Origin of the sequence: Streptomyces sp. NPDC005878 (assembly GCF_040629815.1) — a bacterium.
Classification (GTDB): Bacteria; Actinomycetota; Actinomycetes; order Streptomycetales; family Streptomycetaceae; genus Streptomyces.
Genome location: NZ_JBEXWK010000038.1, coordinates 14,670 through 34,426 on the forward strand (window position 1 = coordinate 14,670; position 19,757 = coordinate 34,426).

The window sequence follows — 19,757 nt, forward strand, 5'->3', positions numbered from 1 at the left end:
CCGCCGGGGACCGTCGTCCCCTTACCCACACCCCTCGCCGTTCACATGTGTGGACTACTGTCCACCCTTCTGAACGAACGAGCGGACGAAGTCCTCGGCGTTCTCCTCGAGCACGTCGTCGATCTCGTCCAGCACCGAGTCGACGTCGTCCGAGAGCTTCTCGTGGCGCTCCTTGAGGTCCTCCGAAGCCTGCGCGTCCTGGGTCTGCTCCTCGACCTCCTCGGTGGAACGCGTGGCCTTCTGCTGTCCGCCGCCGGTGTCCTTGGTCGCCATCTACCTCACCCCGCTCGGTTCGATGTCCTTGATCAGACCCTACAAGCAGGGTCTGACATCGGCCCCGCACTTGGTGGAACGTGCGGGGTCTACCTCTGTGTTTCCCCTGCCGCCGCCTTTTCAGCCCCAGGTCAGCCGCCCGAGAGCACCCGGACCAGATCCTCGGCCGTACGGCAGCGGTCGAGCAGCTCCTTCACGTGATTACGCGTTCCGCGAAGCGGTTCCAGGGTTGGCACGCGCTGGAGCGAGTCACGGCCGGGCAGATCGAAGATGACCGAGTCCCAGGAGGCCGCGGCGACGTCGTCCGCGTACTGCTCCAGGCAGCGCCCCCGGAAGTAGGCCCTGGTGTCCTCCGGCGGTTTCGTCCGGGCCCGGGAGACCTCGGACTCGTCCAGGAGCCGCTTCATCCTGCCGCGGGCCGCCAGCCGGTTGTAGAGGCCCTTCTCGGCCCGTACGTCGGCGTACTGGAGGTCGACGAGGTGGAGCCGGGCGGCGTCCCAGTCCAGGTTGTCGCGCCGCCGGTAGCCCTCCATCAGCTCCCGCTTGGCGACCCAGTCCAGCTCGCCGGAGAGGCTCATCGGATCGTTCTCCAGCCGGTTGAGCACGTCCTCCCAGCGGCCGAGGACGTCCTTGGTCTGGTCGTCCGCGTCGGCGCCGAACCGCTCCTCCACGTATTTGCGCGCCAGCTCGAAGTACTCCATCTGGAGTTGTACCGCGGTCATGGTCCGGCCGCTGCGCAGGGTGACCAGATGGCGCAGGTCCGGGTCGTGGGAGACCTGGTGCAGGGCGCGGACCGGCTGGTCGACGGCGAGGTCGACGTTGATGAAACCGTCCTCGATCATGGAGAGGACGAGGGCCGTCATCCCCAGCTTGAGGTAGGTGGAGATCTCGGAGAGGTTGGCGTCGCCGATGATGACGTGCAGCCGGCGGTACTTCTCCGCGTCCGCGTGCGGCTCGTCGCGGGTGTTGATGATCGGGCGCTTGAGGGTCGTCTCCAGACCCACCTCGACCTCGAAGTAGTCCGCGCGCTGGCTGATCTGGAAGCCGTGCTCGTGCCCGTCCTGGCCGATGCCGACGCGGCCCGCCCCGGTGATGACCTGGCGGGAGACGAAGAACGGCGTCAGGTGGCGCACGATGTCCGAGAACGGGGTCTCCCGCTTCATCAGGTAGTTCTCGTGCGTGCCGTAGGACGCGCCCTTGTTGTCGGTGTTGTTCTTGTAGAGGTGGATCGGCTGGGCGCCGGGGAGCTGCGCCGCGCGCTCGGCCGCCTCGGCCATGATGCGCTCGCCCGCCTTGTCCCAGAGCACCGCGTCCCAGGGGTTGGTGACCTCGGGCGAGCTGTACTCGGGGTGGGCGTGGTCGACGTACAGCCGGGCCCCGTTGGTGAGGATGACGTTGGCGAGGCCGATGTCCTCGTCGGTGAGCTGGCTGGAGTCGGCGGCCTCGCGGGCGAGGTCGAAGCCGCGGGCGTCCCGCAGCGGGTTCTCCTCCTCGAAGTCCCACCGCGCGCGGCGCGCCCGGTGCATCGCCGCCGCGTAGGCGTTGACGATCTGGGACGAGGTGAGCATGGCATTGGCATTGGGGTGGCCGGGGACGGAGATGCCGTACTCCGTCTCGATGCCCATTACTCGCCGTACGGTCATGCGGCCCTCCTTGCCCGGCGGCGCTCCCCGGTGGGAACGGCGCTCAAGTACCGCTGTTTCCCCGGTGCGTGTGCGGTGCCCGTCCCCGCACTGCGCGACTCGGCGGTACGGAAGAGCCTAGAACGCCTTTGCGCTGGTGGGGAGATCAATTCCGTCATTGCTCTTGGTCGGTCCTTGGCCGGAATCCGGCCGGAAAAGCGGGCGGCTGCGGACGCCCCGGCCGGGCACCCGCAGCCGCCCCTGTGCACTACAGGTACTGACCGGTGTTGGCCACGGTGTCGATGGAGCGTCCGGTGTCCGCGCCCTGCTTTCCGGTGACGAGGGTACGGATGAACACGATCCGCTCGCCCTTCTTTCCGGAGATACGGGCCCAGTCGTCGGGGTTGGTGGTGTTGGGCAGGTCCTCGTTCTCCTTGAACTCGTCCACGCAGGCCTGGAGGAGGTGGGAGACGCGGATGCCCTTCTGGTTGTGGTCGAGGAAGGCCTTGATGGCCATCTTCTTGGCCCGGTCCACGATGTTCTGGATCATGGCGCCGGAGTTGAAGTCCTTGAAGTAGAGGACTTCCTTGTCGCCGTTGGCGTACGTGACTTCCAGGAAGCGGTTCTCCTCGGATTCCGCGTACATCTGCTCGACGACGGACTGGATCATCGCGTGGGCCGCCACGTCCTTGGAGCCGCTGTGCTCGGCCAGGTCGTCGGCGTGCAGCGGGAGGGAGGCCGTGAGGTACTTGGCGAAGATGTCCTTGGCCGCCTCGGCGTCGGGCCGCTCGATCTTGATCTTCACGTCCAGGCGCCCGGGGCGCAGGATGGCCGGGTCGATCATGTCCTCGCGGTTGGAGGCGCCGATGACGATGACGTTCTCCAGGCCCTCCACACCGTCGATCTCGGCGAGCAGCTGCGGGACGATGGTGTTCTCCACGTCCGAGCTGACACCGGATCCGCGGGTGCGGAAGAGGGACTCCATCTCGTCGAAGAAGACGATGACGGGGGTGCCCTCGCTGGCCTTCTCCCGGGCCCGCTGGAAGACCAGGCGGATGTGCCGCTCGGTCTCACCGACGTACTTGTTGAGGAGCTCGGGGCCCTTGATGTTGAGGAAGTAGCTCTTCCCCGCGGGCTGGCCGGTCACCTCGGCGACCTTCTTGGCGAGCGAGTTGGCGACGGCCTTGGCGATGAGCGTCTTGCCGCAGCCGGGCGGCCCGTAGAGCAGGATGCCCTTGGGCGGCCGCAGTTCGTGCTCCTTGAAGAGGTCCGGGTAGAGGTAGGGGAGCTCGACCGCGTCGCGGATCATCTCGATCTGGCCGCCGAGTCCGCCGATCTTGTCGTAGTCGACGTCCGGGACCTCTTCGAGGACGAGTTCCTCGACCTCGCTCTTGGGGACCACCTCGTACACGTAGCCGGAGCGGGGTTCGAGCAGGAGGGCGTCGCCGGGGCGGATGGTGATGTCCAGGAGCGGCTCGGCGAGCCTCACCACCCTTTCCTCGTCGGTGTGCCCGACCACCAGGGCGCGCTCGCCGTCCTCCAGGATCTCCTTGAGGGTGACGATGTCCCCGGCGCGCTCGAACTCCATGGCCTCGACCACGTTGAGCGCCTCGTTGAGCATGACTTCCTGGCCGCGCCGGAGCTCGTCGAGCTCGACGCTGGGGCTGACGTTCACCCGGAGCTTGCGGCCCCCGGTGAAGATGTCCGCCGTGCCGTCCTCGTTGGACTGCAGGAAGACACCGAAGCCGGCCGGCGGCTGTGCGAGCCGGTCGACCTCCTCCTTGAGGGCCACGATCTGGTCCCGGGCCTCGCGGAGTGTGTTGGCGAGCCGCTCGTTCTGCGCGGACACGCCCGCCAGGTTGGTCTGCAACTCGACGATCCGCTCTTCGAGAATCCTCGTATGACGCGGAGAGTCGGCGAGCTTGCGTCGCAGGACGGCGATTTCCTGCTCTAGAAAGGCAACCTGGCCGGCTGGGTCCTCAGACCCCCGCCCGGGCCGGATGCCGCGGTTGATGTCGTCGTCGTGGGCTGCCACGGTCCTCACCTCCTCCAAGGGGAGCTGGACGCTTCCTGACCCTACCTGGGCGGGTGGTGATTGAAACCCCTAGATCACAAAGACTGCGGGGTGTGTCCGATCTTCACCCTTGCGCTCTCCCTCACGCCAGGGGAATACCCACCCATCAACATCGGAAAGCGGGCGGTTGTATCGTCGAGTCGGTCAACACCCGTCAGGACTGGTACCGATTGCCCGGGCCGGCCTGTGAGGTGGGGCACACCGTACGACCACAGCACCGCGCAGGAACGGCAGGCGACATGAACGACGCTCTCGAGGTCTGGATCGACCAGGAGCTCTGCACCGGCGACGGGATCTGTGTCCAGTACGCGCCCGAGGTCTTCGAGCTGGACATCGACGGCCTGGCCTACGTGAAGAGCGCCGAGGACGAGCTGTTGCAGGCTCCGGGCGCCGTGACACCGGTCCCGCTGCCGCTGCTCCAGGACGTCGTCGACTCGGCGAAGGACTGCCCGGGCGACTGCATCCACGTACGCCGGGTTTCGGACAGCGTCGAGGTCTACGGACCGGACGCCGACTGAGACGGTACGTGACGAGTCACCTACGCTCGGTGACGGATCAGATGCTCGGCGCCTCGGACCGGGTGCTGCGGACGAACTTCCCGCCCTGCCAGCGCCACTTGGTCGCCCGCTTCTCGTCGGGGCAGCAGCGCGGCACGTCGGGCGAGGAGTAGCCGAGCAGGGTCGCGGTGACCGCGCCCTCGCGGACCGCGAGGTCGAGGACGGTCAGCTTCTCGCGGGGGTCGGCGAGCGTCGCCACCAGCCGGGGCGGGCCGCCCGGCACGGCGGGCCGCGTCAGGACGTAGACCCCGCTCGGCGGGGTGCCCGAGCCCGCCCGGCAGTGGACGGCCGCCACGGTCTCGGGGCGGCCGTCACCGTCGAGGTCGCCGGTGGCGCGGGCGGCCACTTGGGTGCCCACCGAGCCGCACCGGAGCGGGTAGGCGACGGCCGCCGCGTCGGGGGCCGGGGCCGCCGCCACGCGGGCGCCCGGGGCCCCTGGGGACGCCTTGGCGGTGCCGGGCTGGAGCCAGCCGGCCAGGGCCACGACACCGGCCATCGCGGCGGCCGTGGCCAGCCAGTGCACCGGGCGGGCGTGGGTGTGCGCGAGCTCGGGGACGGCGGCGTTCTGCACGCGGGAGGTCTCCTGTGAGGGGCGGCGCGGGTGGTGGGAGTGGCCAGCATCGTGCCACACGTCACACCCGGGCGGAACAGCGGGGTCGGGGCGGTGTGGGCCGTCCGGCACCGGCGCGGCGCTCACCTGCCCGTACCTGCCCGTACCTCCAACGGAAAAGCGCCGCCGCCGAGTTCCCGGACGGGTCCGGGAACTCGGCGGCGGCGCCGGTGCGTTGGGCCGACGGGTGCGTCAGTCCTTGTTGGGGCCCTCGTAGTCGTCTCCGTACGCGCCCTTGGCGGGGCGGCGGCGGCGCAGCGGGGGCTCGACGCCGTCCGCGAGGCGGCGGGCGGTGACGAGGAAGCCGGTGTGGCCGATCATCCGGTGGTCGGGGCGGACGGCGAGGCCCTCCACGTGCCAGTTGCGGATCATCGACTCCCACGGCTGCGGCTCGGCGAAGCAGCCGATCTCACGGATCGCCTCGACGGTGCGCGAGAGCTGGGTGGTGGTGGCCACGTAGCAGCAGAGGATGCCGCCGGGCACCAGCGCCTTGGAGACGGCGTCCAGGCACTCCCAGGGGGCCAGCATGTCGAGGATGACGCGGTCGACGTCGGTGTCCGACAGGTTGTCCTGGAGGTCGCCGACGGTGAGCTGCCACGCGGGGTGCGGCTCGCCGAAGTAGCGCTCCACGTTCTGCTGGGCGATCTCGGCGAAGTCCGCGCGGCGCTCGTAGGAGTGGAGCATGCCGTGGTCGCCGATGGCGCGCAGCAGGAAGGCGCTGAGCGAGCCGGAGCCCACACCCGCCTCGACGACGCGCGCGCCGGCGAAGATGTCGGCGAAGGCCAGGATCTGCCCCGCGTCCTTGGGGTAGACCACGGCGGCGCCGCGGGGCATGGACAGGACGTAGTCGGGGAGCAGCGGGCGCAGCGCGAGGTACGCGACGTTCCCGGTGGTACGGACAACACTGCCCTCGGGAGCGCCGATCAGCTCGTCGTGCGGGAAGGAACCCTTGTGGGTGTGGAAGTTCTTCCCGGCTTCGAGCGTGAACGTGTAGTGGCGTCCCTTGGGGTCGGTGAGCTGGACCTGGTCCCCGACCTTGAAGGGCCCGCGACGGCGGGCGGCACCGGTCGGTTCGGACATACGAACAGGGTACCGGCCCTGTTGACCCGCGGGCGCCACGGCCTGCGCGGACCCGGGGCGGGCGGGACGGCGGCGCCGGCTAGGGGGTGGGCCGCGCCATCGCCGCCACGAAGGCCTTCTCGACGTCGGCGGCCGAGAGCACTCCGTAGATCTCCCCGCTCTCCTCGACCACCAGGTACTCGGTGGCCGGGGTGGCCCGCAGCCGGTCCAGGAGCGGCTCGCCCGCCAGCTCGGCCGGGACGCGCATCCCGTCGGTGAGGTCCTGGGCGAGGCCGCTGACCGCGACCCAGGGACGGCGGTGTTCCGGTACGCCCACGATGGCGGCCTCGCGGACCAGGCCGGTGGGGTCGCCGTGGCCGTCGACGACGACCAGCGCGCGCGCCCCGGCCTCGTTGGCCCGGCGCAGCGCCTCCGAGAGCGGGGTGGCGGACTCCACGGGGACGGCCCGGCGGGTGAGGTTGCGGGCGCGCAGCTCCGGCAGGTGCTCGCGCAGCCGGGCCATGCGCAGGCTGTTGCCCGCGCCGGTCCAGATGATCGCGGCGAGGATCGCGGCGAGCAGCGCGTCGGTGACGGTGTCCATGCCGTCGACCTCTTCGGGCGCGTTGCCGAGGGCGCCGGTCTGGGTGAGCAGCGGCAGGCCGATGAGGACGGTGACGGCCAGCGCCCGGCCGACCCAGGCTGCGGCGACCGTGCCGCTCATCGGCCTGCCCGTGATCTTCCACACGACGGCGCGGAGCATCCGGCCGCCGTCCAGCGGCAGTCCGGGCAGCAGGTTGAAGCCCGCCACGATCAGGTTGGAGATCATCAGCCCGGCGAGCAGCACACCGGGGACGGTGCCGGGCTCGACGGCCTGCATCCCCACGTAGAAGAGCCCCGACAGGACCAGCGAGAGCAGCGGGCCGACGAAGGCGAGCACGAACTCGCGGCCCGGGGTCTCGGTCTCCTTCTCGATCTCCGAGACACCGCCGAAGAACTGGAGCTGGATGCGCCGCACCGGCAGCCGGAAGCGGAGCGCGGCGACGGTGTGGGCGAGTTCGTGGACCAGCACCGACGCGTAGAAGGCGACGGCGAAGAAGAGCGAGACGAGGTAGCGGGCGGCCCCGAGCTCGGGCAGCACCCGGTCGAGCTGGCCGCCGAAGACCCAGGTGATCAGGGCGGCGACCAGGAACCAGCTGGGGGCGACGTAGACCGGCACGCCGAAGGGGCGTCCCATGAGGAGTCCGCCGCCCGGCTCCGGTCCACGGGGCGACTTGCCGCTGCCGGGCGCGCCGCCGGGGCCTTCGTCGCCCGCGCCGGACTGCGGCCTCTTGCTGTCGCCGCTCTCGTCCACGGTGTCCCTTCGTCGGTGCTTCTGTCACGATCATGCAGTGTGAGGGGGCTCGTCGTCGATGGTATTCCGCTCGCTGTCAGTGGCGGGCCGTAGGGTCTGTGTCATGGATACGAGCACCCAGGAGGCCGCGCCGGACCGGCGGCCCGTGTCGTTGTCGCCGTCGCGGGCGAACGACTTCATGCAGTGCCCCTTGCTGTACCGGTTCCGGGTGATCGACAAACTCCCCGAGAAGCCGAGTGAGGCGGCGACGCGCGGCACGCTGGTGCACGCGGTGCTGGAGCGCCTCTTCGACGACCCGGCGGCGGAGCGGACCGTTCCGCGGGCGAAGGCGATGATCCCGGGGCAGTGGGACCGGCTCCTGGAGGCGAAGCCCGAGCTGACGGACCTCTTCGCCGAGGACGCGGACGGCGCCCGGCTGACGCAGTGGCTGTCGGAGGCCGAGCGGCTGGTGGAGCGGTGGTTCTCGCTGGAGGACCCCACCCGTCTGGAGCCGGTGGAGCGGGAGTTCTTCGTCGAGACGGAGCTGGAGTCGGGGCTGCGGCTGCGCGGGGTGATCGACCGGGTCGACGTGGCGCCCACCGGCGAGGTGCGGATCGTCGACTACAAGACGGGCAAGGCCCCCCGCCCGCAGTACGCGGAGGGCGCGCTCTTCCAGATGAAGTTCTACGCGCTGGTGGTGTGGCGCTTGAAGAACGTGCTGCCGCGCCGGCTCCAGCTGGTCTACCTGGGCAGCGGCGACGTGCTGACGTACGACCCGGTGGAGGCGGACCTGCATCAGGTGGAGCGGAAGCTGCACGCCCTGTGGGAGGCGATCCGCCAGGCCACCGAGACGGGCGACTGGCGGCCCCGGCCCACCAAGCTGTGCGGCTGGTGCGACCACCAGGCGGTCTGTCCGGAATTCGGGGGGACTCCCCCGGCCTATCCGCTTCCGGTGATTCCGGCCGCGGATCGCGCAGTCTGAGGCAGGCCGGTCCGGCCGATGGGCCGGGCGGTGGGCGGGGCACCTGGCGAGTGGCTCGGCTCCCAGCCGAGGCGGCGCGGGGCGGGCAGGGCAGAATGGACCCGGTCCAGCAATCCTGATGAGGAGTTCCCGTGGCGATCCGCGTCCTACTGGTCGACGACCAGCCGCTGCTGCGCACCGGTTTCCGGATGATCCTGGAGGCCGAGCAGGACATCGCGGTGGTGGGCGAGGCCGGCGACGGTCTCCAGGCCCTCGACCAGGTGCGGGCGCTCCAGCCCGATGTGGTGCTGATGGACATCCGGATGCCGCGGATGGACGGCGTGGAGGCGACCCGGCAGATCAGCGGCCCGGGCAAGGACGGCCCCGCGAAGGTGCTGGTGCTGACCACCTTCGACCTCGACGAGTACGTGGTGGAGGCGCTGAAGGCGGGGGCCAGCGGCTTCCTGCTGAAGGACGCCCCGGCCAACGAGCTGGTGCAGGCGATCCGGGTGGTCGCGGCGGGCGAGGCGATGCTCGCCCCCTCCATCACCCGCCGGCTGCTGGACAAGTACGCGGACCACCTCCCCTCGGGCGAGGAGCCGGTCCCGGACACGCTGCACACGCTGACCGACCGTGAGGTCGAGGTCCTGAAGCTGGTGGCGCGCGGTCTGTCCAACGCGGAGATCGCGGCGGACCTGTTCGTGAGCGAGACGACCGTGAAGACGCACGTCGGCCATGTGCTGACGAAGCTGGGCCTGCGCGACCGCGTCCAGGCGGCGGTGTACGCGTACGAGAGCGGTCTGGTCCGGCCCGGCGCCCAGTAGGACGGCGCGCGGCGGCGGCACGGGCGAAGGGGTGCGGGAATCGATTCCCGCACCCCTTCGGTGTGTTCGGAGCGTTCGGAGCGTCGGCGGCGCCTAGTTCTTGCTGATCTCCCAGAACCGGAAGACCGTCGACGGGTCCAGCGTCCACTCCAGGCCCGCCACGCCCTCGCGGGCCACCGCGTACTGCTTGCCCTGCCACAGCGGCAGGATCGGCAGGTCGGCCGCGACGATGTCCTGGAGGCGGGAGAAGTCGGCCTCGGTGGCCGAGCGGTCCTCGGTGGCGGCGGTGGACGGGATGATCTCGTCCGTGACCGGCTTGCTGACGTAGTGGTTGGCCAGCACGCTGTCCTTGCCGAAGAACGGCGAGGTGAAGTTGTCCGGGTCCGGGTAGTCCGGGATCCAGCCCTTCACGTACACGCCGTACCGGCCCGCCGCGATGTCCTTCTCGTACTGCTTGAACTCGACGGACTTCACGTCGGCCTCGAACAGCCCGCTGGCGTTGAGCTGCTTGGCGATGGCCCGCAGTTCGTCGTCGGTGCCCGGTCCGTAGCGGATGGGCGTCGACCACAGGGTGAGCTTGACCTTGCCGTTGATCCCGGCCTTGTGCAGCACCTGCTTGGCCTTCGCGGGCTGCGGGCTGCCGCCGTACATGTCGAACAGGGCGGTGCTGTGCGCGGTGATGCCGCTCGGGACGATCGAGTAGAGCGGCGTCGCGGTCGACTTGTAGACATCGCGCACCAGCGCCTCGCGGTCGACGAGGTAGGCGACGGCCTTGCGCACGGCGAGCTTGCCGGCGACCGGGTCGTCCATGTTGAAGACCAGGTGCTGGACCTCGGCGCCGGTGCCCTCGACGACCTTGACGCCCTTCTTGTCGGCCACGCTGGAGGCCTGGAGGTCGGCGATGTCCTTGGCGGTGAGACCGCGGTAGGCGAGGTCGATGTCGCCCTGCTTCAGCGCGTCCGCCAGGTCCTTCTGGCGGCCATGGAAGAGCTTGATGGTCATGCCGGAGTTCTTGACCTTGGCACTGCCCTTGTAGGCGGAGTTCACCGAGAAGCTCGCCTGCTTCTCACCGAAGGCGTCCAGCTTGTAGACGCCCGAGCCGACCGCCTTGCCGTCGGTGCGCAGCTTGTTCGCCGGGTACGCCTGGTGGTCGACGATCGAGCCGGCGCCGGAAGCGATCCTGCTGGGGAAGGTGGCGTCCGGCACCTTGAGGTGGAAGACGACGGTCTGCTCGTCCGGGGTGTCGATCTTCCCCAGGGTGGAGAGCAGCGGGGCGGGCCCGTTGGGGTCGTTGATGCGCAGCACCCGCTCGAACGAGAACTTCACGTCCGCGGAGGTCAGCGCGTGGCCGTTGGTGAACTTCAGCCCGGAGCGCAGGGTGCAGCGGAAGACCTGGGAGCCGCCCTTGTCGAACGCGCACTGCTCGGCCGCCTCGGGCTGCGGGGCGGAGCTTCCCTTGGGGAAGCTGAGCAGCGACTGGAAGACGTTGTTGAACAGCAGCCAGGAGCCCGGGTCGTAGCCGGAGGCCGGGTCGGTGGCCTGGATGTCGTCCGACATCCCCATGACCACCGACTCCCCGTTTCCGGAGGAGGAGCCGTCCTCCGAGCCGCAGCCGCTGAGGAGACCGGTCGCCAGCCCCGCGGCGAGCGGGGCCGTCAGCCATCGGTTCCGTATCTTCACGTGCGAGTGCCTCACAGTCGTTGCTCGGCCGCGGGCCCCGGGGGTCGCCCCCCGGGAGCCGCGGCCTCACCTAAATTGCTTGCCGGCACGGGAGAGTCGCGGCCGGGTCCTGCCTTACTTCACACCGCGGCCCAGCTCCCACAGCTGGAGGTCGGCCGAGGAGTTGAGCGCCCACTCGGTGCCGGTGATGTCGCTGCGGGCGGCGACGTACTGCTTGCCCTGCCACAGCGGCAGCACCGGGACGTCGTTGGCGACGATGTCCTGGATCTTCTCGAACGGCTTGGCGGCCTGGTTGCGGTCGGCCGCGACCCGGGACTCGGGGATCAGGGTGTTGCGGACCTCGACGTTGGAGTACGGCGAGTTGAGGAAGTTGTCGCGGCCGAGGAAGGGCGCGACGTAGTTGTCCGGGTCCGGGAAGTCGGGGAACCAGCCGAGACCGTAGACGGCGTACTCGCCGGCCTTCTGCGCCGGGCGGTACTTGGGCCAGTCGGTCGCCTTGAGCGTGGTGGCGAACAGACCGGTGGCGTTCAGCTGGTCCCGCAGGATCGAGAACTCCTTGGCGGTGCCCGGGCCGTAGTGGTCGCCCGTGTAGTTCAGCGTCAGCTTCACCGGGGTGGGGACGTTCGCGGCCTTCAGGATGCCCGCGGCCTTCTGCTTGCTCGGCTCGCCGTACTTGTTGAAGAACGAGTTGGTGTGCCCGGCGATCGAGGTCGGGATGAGCGAGTAGAGCGGCTCGGCGGTCGCCCCGTACACCTTGGAGGCCAGCGCGCCGCGGTCGACGACGGCGGCCATCGCCTGGCGGACGGCCTTGTTCTTCACCGACGGGTCGTTGGTGTTGAAGCCCAGGTAGCGGATCTCCAGGCCGGGCATCTCGACCAGGTTGACGTCCTTGGGCGGGGTGACCGAGTACTTCTGGATCTGCTCCGGCGACATGGAGCGGGTCATCAGGTCGATCTTGCCGGACTCGAGGTCGGCGCCCATGGAGCCGGCGTCGGGGAACGAGCGGAGCTCGACCTTGTCATGGTTGACCTTCAAGTCGCCCTTGTAGTTGGGGTTCTTGGTGAAGACGGCCTTGACGACCTGGTCGCCCTTGTACTCGGCCTTGAGGGTGTACGGGCCGGACCCGTCGACCTCGAAGCCGCCGCGCAGCTTCTTCGGCAGGTACTTGTCCTTCTGCACGATCGCGGCGGCGGGCGTCGCGAGCTTGTACGGGAAGGTGGCGTCCGGGGTCTTCAGATGGAAGACGATCTCGTCGTCGCCCTTGGTCTCCATCGTGTCGATGTTGTCGAGCAGCGCGACGGGGCCGTTGCCGTCCTTGATGGTCAGCACGCGCTGGATGGAGTAGTGGACGTCGGCGGCGGTCAGCTTGGAGCCGTCGGCGAACTTCAGACCGCTGCGCAGCTTGCAGCGGTAGCTCTCGTTCTCCTTGTCGGTGAACGAGCAGCTGGAGGCCGCGTCCGGGACGGGCTCGCCGCCGCCGCGCGGCACGTGGACCAGCATCTGCACGGTCTGGCGCAGCACGTTCCAGGCACCGGTGTCATAGGCGTAGGCCGGGTCGAAGGGAGCGGGCGCGTCCTTGGTGACCACGAACTGGTCCGTGGTGCCCACGACGATGGCCTTGCCGCCGTCGCCCCCACTTCCCGCGCCGCCACATGCGGCGAGTACGGGGGCGAGCAGGCCCACTACGGCCGGCAGCACCAAAGTCTTGCGGTTCATCCTGGACGTTCTCCCTATGTGTCCGGCACTGGGGTACAGCGGTGTACGGAAGACTCCGCCGCGGCCGCCCGGTCGGGGCGGGGAGGCGATCGGGCCGGTACGTACGATCGGACCTGCGCGCCCGGCGGCTTGGTGGGTGCCGGGGCAGTTGAGGGTGCGGCGAAGTTCTCGCGACGAGATTAGTGGGCGGGCCGGTAAAGCCCGTACCGGGCCTGCTCCATTCACACGCCACGCAGTGGCCGGAAATAGCGGCCACCGGATATCGCGGCGGTGGAATCTTTCGTACAGGAGATCACCAAACAGGACACAAGGGCACCTCCGGAAGGCCTGGAGACGCCCTTGATGTGGGTCGCTGACGGCGGATCAGGTGACGAAGGTCACCCCCTTGACAAAGCTTGACAAGGCTTGAGATCACCGTGCCGCCTCGTGAATTCCGGCGCGGAGATGTCACTGCCGACCTCTTGCGGGGTAACGGAAAATGCACGGTCGGATGCGATCGGTTTGCGTCGCATTCAGGCGGCACGCTGTGTGTACGGATCAGTTCATCCGGGTGATCAGCGTACGCAGAAAATGCAGGTCGACCTGTTCGAGGGATTCCACGACGACCCGGCCCTCGGCGGCCTCGATGGGCGCCACGGAGGGCACCGCCACGACCCGGCAGCCGGCCGCCTCGGCGGCGGCCACACCGGTCGCGGTGTCCTCGACGACCGCGCATCTGGTGGGGTCCGCGCCGAGCCCGGCGGCGGCGAAGAGGTACGGCTCGGGGTGCGGCTTGGTACGGCCCACCTCGTCCCCGGCGACGGTGAGCGCGAAGTGGCGCGCGCCCAGCGAGTGCAGGACCCGGTCGATGATCCGCCGGTGCGAGGCCGAGACGAGCGCGGTCGGCACCGCGTGCTCGGCCAGCTCGCCCAGCAGCCGGGCCGCCCCGGGCATCAGCGGCACGCCCCCGCCGATGCGCGCCTCGAAGCGGTCGTTGAGCAGCACGGTGAGCTCGGGGACGGTGATGTCGGCGCCGGTGGCCTCGATGAGGAACCCGGCGCTGCGGGTCATCGGGCCGCCCACGACGACCTCGCGCCAGGTCGGCTTGAGCGTGTGGCCGAGCGCGGCGAAGACCTCCACCTCGACGTCCCACCAGAACCCTTCGGTGTCGACCAGGGTGCCGTCCATGTCGAGGAAGACGGCTTCGAGCGCGGAGCCTTGAGCCGAACCGGTTACGGGCGCGGGAACCGTGGTGGTCATCCGGGCACACCTCCTGGAGGGACGAGAAGGCCGGTTCCCGGGGAGGGAACCGGCCTGCGCTGGACCGACCAGTGTACGTCCGGTCGGCGCCGGACGCCCGTGGTGAGGGTCACGTCCCCCTCGGGGCCCGCTGGTGGCGCGCGGAGCGCCTACCGCGCGTTGAAGTACTTCGCCTCCGGGTGGTGGATGACGATGGCGTCCGTGGACTGCTCGGGGTGGAGCTGGAACTCCTCGGAGAGGTGGACGCCGATCCGCTCGGGCTCCAGCAGCTCGGCGATCTTGGCGCGGTCCTCCAGGTCGGGACAGGCCCCGTAGCCGAGCGAGAAGCGCGCGCCGCGGTACTTCAGGGCGAACATGTCCTCCACCTCGGCTGGGTCCTCGCCGGCGAAGCCCAGCTCGGCGCGCACGCGCGCGTGCCAGTACTCGGCCAGGGCCTCGGCCAACTGCACGGACAGGCCGTGCAGTTCGAGGTAGTCGCGGTAGGAGTTGGCCGCGAACAGCTCGGCCGTGGCCTCGCCGATCTTCGAGCCGACCGTGACCACCTGGAACCCGACCACGTCGGTCTCACCGGAATCCTCCGGCCGGAAGAAGTCCGCCAGGCACAGCCGGCGGCCCCGGCGCTGGCGCGGGAAGGTGAAGCGCGTCCGCTCCGAGCCGTCCTCGTTCAGGATGATCAGGTCGTCGCCCTTGGAGACGCACGGGAAGTAGCCGTGGACGACGGCCGCCTCCAGCAGGTTCCTGGTGTGCAGCTGCTCCAGCCAGCCGCGCAGCCGCGGCCGTCCCTCGCTCTCCACCAGCTCCTCGTAGCTCGGCCCGTCGCCGGCCCGGTTCTGCTTGAGGCCCCACTGGCCCTTGAAGAGCGCCCCCTCGTCCAGCCAGGAGGCGTACTCCTTGAGGCCGATGCCCTTGATCACCCGGGTGCCCCAGAACGGCGGCTCGGGGACGCGGTTGTCGACGGCGACGTCCGAGCGGACCGAGCCCTCGGGCTCCTCCGGCTCGGGCAGCGCGGTCGCCCGCTTGGCCACCCGGCGCTGCTTGAGCTCGGGCAGGGCCGCGCCCGGTACTCCGCGCTTCACCGCGATCAGCGCGTCCATCAGGCGCAGGCCCTCGAAGGCGTCGCGGGCGTAGCGGACCTCGCCCTCGTAGATCTCGTGCAGGTCCTGCTCCACGTACGCGCGCGTGAGGGCGGCGCCGCCGAGGATCACCGGGTAGTCGGCCGCCATCTTGCGCTGGTTGAGCTCCTCCAGGTTCTCCTTCATGATCACGGTGGACTTCACCAGGAGGCCGGACATGCCGATGACGTCGGCGCGGTGCTCCTCGGCGGCCTCCAGGATCGCGGAGACGGGCTGCTTGATGCCGAGGTTGACGACGTTGTAGCCGTTGTTGGACAGGATGATGTCGACGAGGTTCTTGCCGATGTCGTGGACGTCGCCGCGCACGGTGGCCAGCACGATGGTGCCCTTGCCCTCCGCGTCCGACTTCTCCATGTGCGGCTCCAGATGGGCCACGGCGCTCTTCATCACCTCGGCGGACTGCAGGACGAACGGCAGCTGCATCTGGCCGGAGCCGAAGAGCTCGCCGACGACCTTCATGCCCTCCAGGAGGGTGTCGTTGACGATGTCGAGCGCCGGGCGGGTGAGCAGCGCCTCGTCGAGGTCGGCCTCCAGGCCGTTCTTCTCGCCGTCGATGATCCGGCGCTTGAGCCGCTCCTCCAGCGGCAGGGCGAGCAGTTCCTCGGCCTTGCCCGCCTTCATCGACTTGGTGCTGACGCCCTCGAAGAGCTCCATGAGCCGCTGGAGCGGGTCGTAGCCCTCGGAACGCCGGTCGTGGATGAGGTCGAGGGCGACCTTGACCTGCTCCTCCTCCAGGCGCGCGATCGGCAGGATCTTGGAGGCGTGCACGATCGCGGAGTCCAGGCCCGCCTTGACGCACTCGTCCAGGAACACCGAGTTGAGGACGACCCGGGCGGCCGGGTTGAGGCCGAAGGAGATGTTGGACAGGCCGAGCGTGGTCTGGACGTCCGGGTGGCGGCGCTTGAGTTCGCGGATGGCCTCGATGGTGGCGATGCCGTCCTTGCGGGACTCCTCCTGGCCGGTGCAGATGGTGAAGGTGAGGCAGTCGATGAGGATGTCCGACTCATGGACGCCCCAGTTGCCGGTGAGGTCGTTGATGAGCCGCTCGGCGATGGCGACCTTGTGCTCGACGGTACGGGCCTGGCCCTCCTCGTCGATGGTGAGCGCGATCAGCGCCGCCCCGTGCTCCACGGCCAGCTCGGTGACCTTGGCGAAGCGCGACTCGGGCCCGTCGCCGTCCTCGTAGTTGACGGAGTTGATGACCGCGCGGCCGCCGAGCTTCTCGAGCCCGGCGCGCAGGACGTTCACCTCGGTGGAGTCGAGGACGATCGGGAGGGTGGAGGCGGTGGCGAAGCGGCCGGCCAGCTCCTCCATGTCGGCGACGCCGTCGCGGCCCACGTAGTCGACGCAGAGGTCGAGCATGTGGGCGCCCTCGCGGATCTGGTCGCGGGCCATCTCCACGCAGTCGTCCCAGCGGCCCTCCAGCATGGCCTCGCGGAACTTCTTGGAGCCGTTGGCGTTGGTGCGCTCGCCGATGGCCAGGTACGAGGTGTCCTGGCGGAACGGGACGGTCTGGTAGAGCGAGGCGGCACCCGGTTCGGGGCGCGGCCGGCGCTCGGTGGGGGCGACGCCACGGACCCGCTCGACGACCTGGCGCAGATGCTCGGGCGTGGTGCCGCAGCAGCCGCCGACCAGGGAGAGGCCGTACTCGCGGACGAAGGTCTCCTGGGCGTCGGCGAGCTCCGGCGCGGAGAGCGGGTAGTGGGCGCCGTCCTTGCCGAGGACGGGCAGTCCGGCGTTGGGCATGCAGGACAGCGGCACCCGGGAGTGGCGGGCGAGATAGCGCAGGTGCTCGCTCATCTCGGCGGGGCCGGTGGCGCAGTTCAGGCCGATCATGTCGATGCCGAGCGGCTCCAGGGCGGTGAGCGCCGCGCCGATCTCGGAGCCGAGCAGCATGGTGCCGGTCGTCTCGACGGTGACCGAGCAGATGATCGGGACGCGGTAGCCGGCCGTGTCCAGGGCGCGCTGGGCGCCGAGGACGGCCGCCTTGGTCTGGAGCAGGTCCTGGGTGGTCTCCACCAGGAGCGCGTCGGCGCCGCCCGCGAGCATGCCCTCGGCGTTGCGCTGGTAGGCGTCGCGCAGAGTGGTGTACGGGGCGTGGCCGAGGGTGGGCAGCTTGGTGCCGGGGCCCATGGAGCCGAGCACCCAGCGCTGCTGCCCGGTGGAGGCGGTGAACGCGTCGGCCACCTCGCGGGCGATCCGGGCGCCGGCCTCGGACAGCTCGTACACGCGCTCGGGGATGTCGTACTCGCCGAGGGCGGAGAAGTTGGCACCGAAGGTGTTGGTCTCCACGCAGTCGACACCGACGGCGAAGTACTCCTCGTGCACCGAGCGCACGATGTCGGGCCGGGTGATGTTGAGGATCTCGTTGCAGCCCTCGAGGTCCTGGAAGTCCTCCAGGGTCGGGTCCTGGGCCTGGAGCATGGTGCCCATGGCTCCGTCGGCCACCACCACGCGGGTGGCGAGCGCTTCGCGGAGCGCGTCGGCGCGGGTCCGGCTGTCGGCGGAAGGGGTCGGCAACGAGGCCATGGATGTGCTCCCTGGAGTGCGACGGCTGTCGGCTTTGCGGCGTCCAAGGGGAGGCCGCACCCGGTCAGGGTAACCGGGCACCGGCCCCATGGGCACAGGTGTCCCACGGGGCGGACGGCACAGGGGGCCGGCCGGGTGACGGCCGGATGGCCGGGGTGCGGCGCGCGTGCGAACCGGCCGGATGGCGGCGGGGAGCGTCCATCACGGTGACACGGGGTCGGCAACGGCCGATACTGTTCAGCATTGTCGAACTCCATGTTCCGAAGGTGGGAGGAAGCGCGATGGCGCGGAACATCCAGTCGCTCGAACGGGCGGCCGCCATGCTGCGGCTGCTCGCGGGCGGCGAGCGGCGGCTCGGCCTGTCCGAGGTGGCCTCCGCGCTCGGCCTGGCCAAGGGCACCGCGCACGGCATCCTGCGCACGCTCCAGGCGGAGGGGTTCGTCGAGCAGGACCCGGCCTCGGGCCGCTACCAGCTCGGCGCCGAGCTGCTGCGCCTGGGCAACAGCTATCTGGACGTCCACGAGCTGCGGGCACGGGCCCTGGTGTGGACGGACGACCTGGCCCGCTCCAGCGGCGAGAGCGTCTACGTGGGCGTCCTGCACCAGCAGGGCGTGCTGATCATGCACCACGTCTTCCGGCCGGACGACAGCCGTCAGGTCCTGGAGGTCGGGGCGATGCAGCCGCTGCACTCCACCGCGCTCGGCAAGGTGCTCTCCGCGTTCGACCCGGTGGCGCACACCGAGGCCGTGGAATGCGAGCGGACGGCGTTCACGCCCCGCACGGTGACCGAGCCGGACCGCTTCGAGGAGCTGCTCGACCTGATCCGCGCGCGCGGCTGGGCCGGCGACACGGAGGAGACCTGGGACGGGGTGGCCTCGGTGGCCGCGCCCATCTTCGACCGGCGCCGGATGCCGGTGGGCGCGGTGGGGGTGACCGGGGCCGTGGAGCGTGTGTGCGCGGACGGCGAGATCCGTTCCGACCTGGTGGCGGCGGTGCGCGACTGCGCCCGCTCGGTCTCGCGCGATCTGGGCGCCGGCCGCTTCTGAGCGTCTGACCAGCCGCTTCCGGCCCCGCTCTGATCGTTTCCGAGCCTGGCCGGAAGTTTTCGATCAATGTGGCTGAAAGATACCTACTGGTAACGATCGGGATACCGGCCACAGAACCCTTGACGACGACTTCACCCCGGGGCAAAACTGCCGTTCATCGGTCGGCATTGTCGAACACCTAACGGCAATACGAGTTAGAGTGTGACAACGCCAAGGGCCGTCAAGCCCTCGACGTGAGGGCGCGGATCTCCGGAGGGACCCGGGATCCGCCTTCCCCTGGACGAAGGACAAAGGAGTCGCGGGTGTCCAGCTCCGACATCTTCACCGGCGAGATCATCGGTACCGCCGTTCTCATCCTGCTCGGCGGTGGCGTCTGCGCCGCCGTCACGCTGAAGAGCTCCAAGGCACGCAACGCGGGCTGGCTGGCCATCACCTTCGGGTGGGGCTTCGCGGTGCTCACCGGCGCCTACATCTCCGCCCCGCTCTCGGGTGCGCACCTCAACCCGGCGGTGACGCTCGGCCTCGCGATCGAGGGCGGCACCGAGTGGAGCGACGTGCCCACCTACCTCGCGGGACAGCTGCTCGGCGCCATGATCGGCGCCACCCTGGTCTGGCTCGCCTACTACGGCCAGTTCCAGGCGCACCTGACCGACCCGGAGATCGTCGGCGACCCTGCCGACCAGGCGATCGAGGGGCCGCACGACGCCGGCGTCTCGCACGCCGGCCCGGTGCTCGGCATCTTCTCCACCGGCCCCGAGATCCGCAACGCGATACAGAACCTCACCACCGAGATCATCGGCACCGCCGTGCTGGTCCTGGCCATCCTGACCCAGGGCCTGAACGGCGACGGCAAGGGCCTCGGCGTCATCGGCGTACTGATCACCTCGCTGGTCGTCGTCGGCCTCGGCCTCTCGCTCGGCGGCCCCACCGGCTACGCCATCAACCCGTTCCGCGACCTGGGCCCGCGCATCGTGCACGCGCTGCTGCCGCTGCCCAACAAGGGCGGTTCGGACTGGGGCTACGCCTGGGTGCCCGTCGTCGGCCCGCTGGCCGGTGCCGCCCTCGCGGGCGGCCTGTACAACCTCGCGTTCGCCTGAGCCGTAC

15 protein-coding genes are annotated in these 19,757 nt (G+C 70.0%); 5 read left to right on the forward strand and 10 right to left on the reverse strand.

Annotated features, from left to right (window positions below; genetic code table 11):
* Window positions 1-54 precede the first annotated feature (54 nt).
* The 3 genes from ABZ404_RS35140 to arc all read right to left on the reverse strand — a co-directional run bounded on the left by ABZ404_RS35140 (window position 55) and on the right by arc (window position 3,930).
* The gene (locus tag ABZ404_RS35140) at window positions 55-273 is read right to left on the reverse strand and encodes a ubiquitin-like protein Pup (RefSeq protein ID WP_067134420.1); all 219 of its coding nucleotides are present in this window, start codon (window positions 271-273) and stop codon (window positions 55-57) included.
* A 131-nt stretch (window positions 274-404) separates the two neighbouring features.
* Window positions 405-1,916, reverse strand: a complete 1,512-nt coding sequence (gene dop / locus ABZ404_RS35145; protein ID WP_358832834.1) for a depupylase/deamidase Dop — start codon at window positions 1,914-1,916, stop codon at window positions 405-407.
* A 247-nt stretch (window positions 1,917-2,163) separates the two neighbouring features.
* Window positions 2,164-3,930: a proteasome ATPase gene (gene arc, locus ABZ404_RS35150; protein WP_358832835.1), complete on the reverse strand. Its 1,767-nt coding sequence runs from the start codon at window positions 3,928-3,930 to the stop codon at window positions 2,164-2,166.
* A gap of 278 nt (window positions 3,931-4,208) precedes the next feature.
* Here arc and ABZ404_RS35155 point away from each other — a divergent pair, with 278 nt between their 5' ends.
* Window positions 4,209-4,487 carry a ferredoxin gene (locus ABZ404_RS35155; RefSeq protein ID WP_358832836.1) on the forward strand — a complete coding sequence of 93 codons (279 nt, stop codon included), beginning with the start codon at window positions 4,209-4,211 and terminating at the stop codon, window positions 4,485-4,487.
* 37 nt (window positions 4,488-4,524) lie between these two features.
* Here the strand turns inward: ABZ404_RS35155 and ABZ404_RS35160 are convergent, their stop codons facing one another.
* From ABZ404_RS35160 to ABZ404_RS35170, 3 genes are all read right to left on the reverse strand, one after another.
* A complete protein-coding gene (locus ABZ404_RS35160) occupies window positions 4,525-5,097 on the reverse strand; it encodes a hypothetical protein (RefSeq protein ID WP_358832837.1) in 573 nt (190 codons plus the stop codon).
* 231 nt (window positions 5,098-5,328) lie between these two features.
* Window positions 5,329-6,216, reverse strand: a complete 888-nt coding sequence (locus ABZ404_RS35165; protein WP_067156039.1) for a tRNA (adenine-N1)-methyltransferase — start codon at window positions 6,214-6,216, stop codon at window positions 5,329-5,331.
* 79 nt (window positions 6,217-6,295) lie between these two features.
* On the reverse strand, window positions 6,296-7,546 hold the full coding sequence (locus tag ABZ404_RS35170; protein WP_358832838.1) for a site-2 protease family protein: 1,251 nt from the start codon (window positions 7,544-7,546) through the stop codon (window positions 6,296-6,298).
* A 103-nt stretch (window positions 7,547-7,649) separates the two neighbouring features.
* On the opposite strand from ABZ404_RS35170, the gene ABZ404_RS35175 reads away from it, so the two are divergent.
* Both ABZ404_RS35175 and ABZ404_RS35180 read left to right on the forward strand, forming a co-directional pair.
* Window positions 7,650-8,507, forward strand: a complete 858-nt coding sequence (locus tag ABZ404_RS35175; protein WP_358832839.1) for a RecB family exonuclease — start codon at window positions 7,650-7,652, stop codon at window positions 8,505-8,507.
* A gap of 131 nt (window positions 8,508-8,638) precedes the next feature.
* Window positions 8,639-9,310, forward strand: coding sequence for a response regulator transcription factor (locus tag ABZ404_RS35180; protein WP_053723497.1), 672 nt, complete (start codon window positions 8,639-8,641; stop codon window positions 9,308-9,310).
* A 93-nt stretch (window positions 9,311-9,403) separates the two neighbouring features.
* Here the strand turns inward: ABZ404_RS35180 and ABZ404_RS35185 are convergent, their stop codons facing one another.
* The 4 genes from ABZ404_RS35185 to metH all read right to left on the reverse strand — a co-directional run bounded on the left by ABZ404_RS35185 (window position 9,404) and on the right by metH (window position 17,607).
* Complete coding sequence (locus ABZ404_RS35185) at window positions 9,404-10,990, reverse strand: ABC transporter substrate-binding protein (RefSeq protein ID WP_358832840.1); 1,587 nt, start codon at window positions 10,988-10,990, stop codon at window positions 9,404-9,406.
* A gap of 114 nt (window positions 10,991-11,104) precedes the next feature.
* Complete coding sequence (locus tag ABZ404_RS35190; RefSeq protein ID WP_358832841.1) at window positions 11,105-12,706, reverse strand: ABC transporter substrate-binding protein; 1,602 nt, start codon at window positions 12,704-12,706, stop codon at window positions 11,105-11,107.
* Between the two features lie 537 nt (window positions 12,707-13,243).
* Window positions 13,244-13,945, reverse strand: a complete 702-nt coding sequence (locus ABZ404_RS35195; protein ID WP_358832842.1) for an HAD family phosphatase — start codon at window positions 13,943-13,945, stop codon at window positions 13,244-13,246.
* Between the two features lie 149 nt (window positions 13,946-14,094).
* Window positions 14,095-17,607 (reverse strand): methionine synthase, encoded by a 3,513-nt coding sequence (metH, locus tag ABZ404_RS35200; RefSeq protein WP_358832843.1) that lies wholly within the window; start codon window positions 17,605-17,607, stop codon window positions 14,095-14,097.
* A 281-nt stretch (window positions 17,608-17,888) separates the two neighbouring features.
* Here metH and ABZ404_RS35205 point away from each other — a divergent pair, with 281 nt between their 5' ends.
* Window positions 17,889-18,653, forward strand: coding sequence for an IclR family transcriptional regulator (locus ABZ404_RS35205; protein WP_358832844.1), 765 nt, complete (start codon window positions 17,889-17,891; stop codon window positions 18,651-18,653).
* Between the two features lie 302 nt (window positions 18,654-18,955).
* Window positions 18,956-19,750: an MIP/aquaporin family protein gene (locus tag ABZ404_RS35210; RefSeq protein ID WP_358832845.1), complete on the forward strand. Its 795-nt coding sequence runs from the start codon at window positions 18,956-18,958 to the stop codon at window positions 19,748-19,750.
* Window positions 19,751-19,757: the final 7 nt, after the last annotated feature.

Excerpts from the sequence above, each read along its gene's own strand:
- ABZ404_RS35140 (WP_067134420.1), bottom strand. The coding sequence starts at position 273 with ATGGCGACCAAGGACACCGGCGGCGGACAGCAGAAGGCCACGCGTTCC.
- dop (WP_358832834.1), bottom strand. The coding sequence starts at position 1,916 with ATGACCGTACGGCGAGTAATGGGCATCGAGACGGAGTACGGCATCTCC.
- ABZ404_RS35155 (WP_358832836.1), top strand. The coding sequence starts at position 4,209 with ATGAACGACGCTCTCGAGGTCTGGATCGACCAGGAGCTCTGCACCGGC.
- ABZ404_RS35165 (WP_067156039.1), bottom strand. The coding sequence starts at position 6,216 with ATGTCCGAACCGACCGGTGCCGCCCGCCGTCGCGGGCCCTTCAAGGTC.
- ABZ404_RS35175 (WP_358832839.1), top strand. The coding sequence starts at position 7,650 with ATGGATACGAGCACCCAGGAGGCCGCGCCGGACCGGCGGCCCGTGTCG.
- ABZ404_RS35190 (WP_358832841.1), bottom strand. The coding sequence starts at position 12,706 with ATGAACCGCAAGACTTTGGTGCTGCCGGCCGTAGTGGGCCTGCTCGCC.
- ABZ404_RS35195 (WP_358832842.1), bottom strand. The coding sequence starts at position 13,945 with ATGACCACCACGGTTCCCGCGCCCGTAACCGGTTCGGCTCAAGGCTCC.
- metH (WP_358832843.1), bottom strand. The coding sequence starts at position 17,607 with ATGGCCTCGTTGCCGACCCCTTCCGCCGACAGCCGGACCCGCGCCGAC.
- ABZ404_RS35205 (WP_358832844.1), top strand. The coding sequence starts at position 17,889 with ATGGCGCGGAACATCCAGTCGCTCGAACGGGCGGCCGCCATGCTGCGG.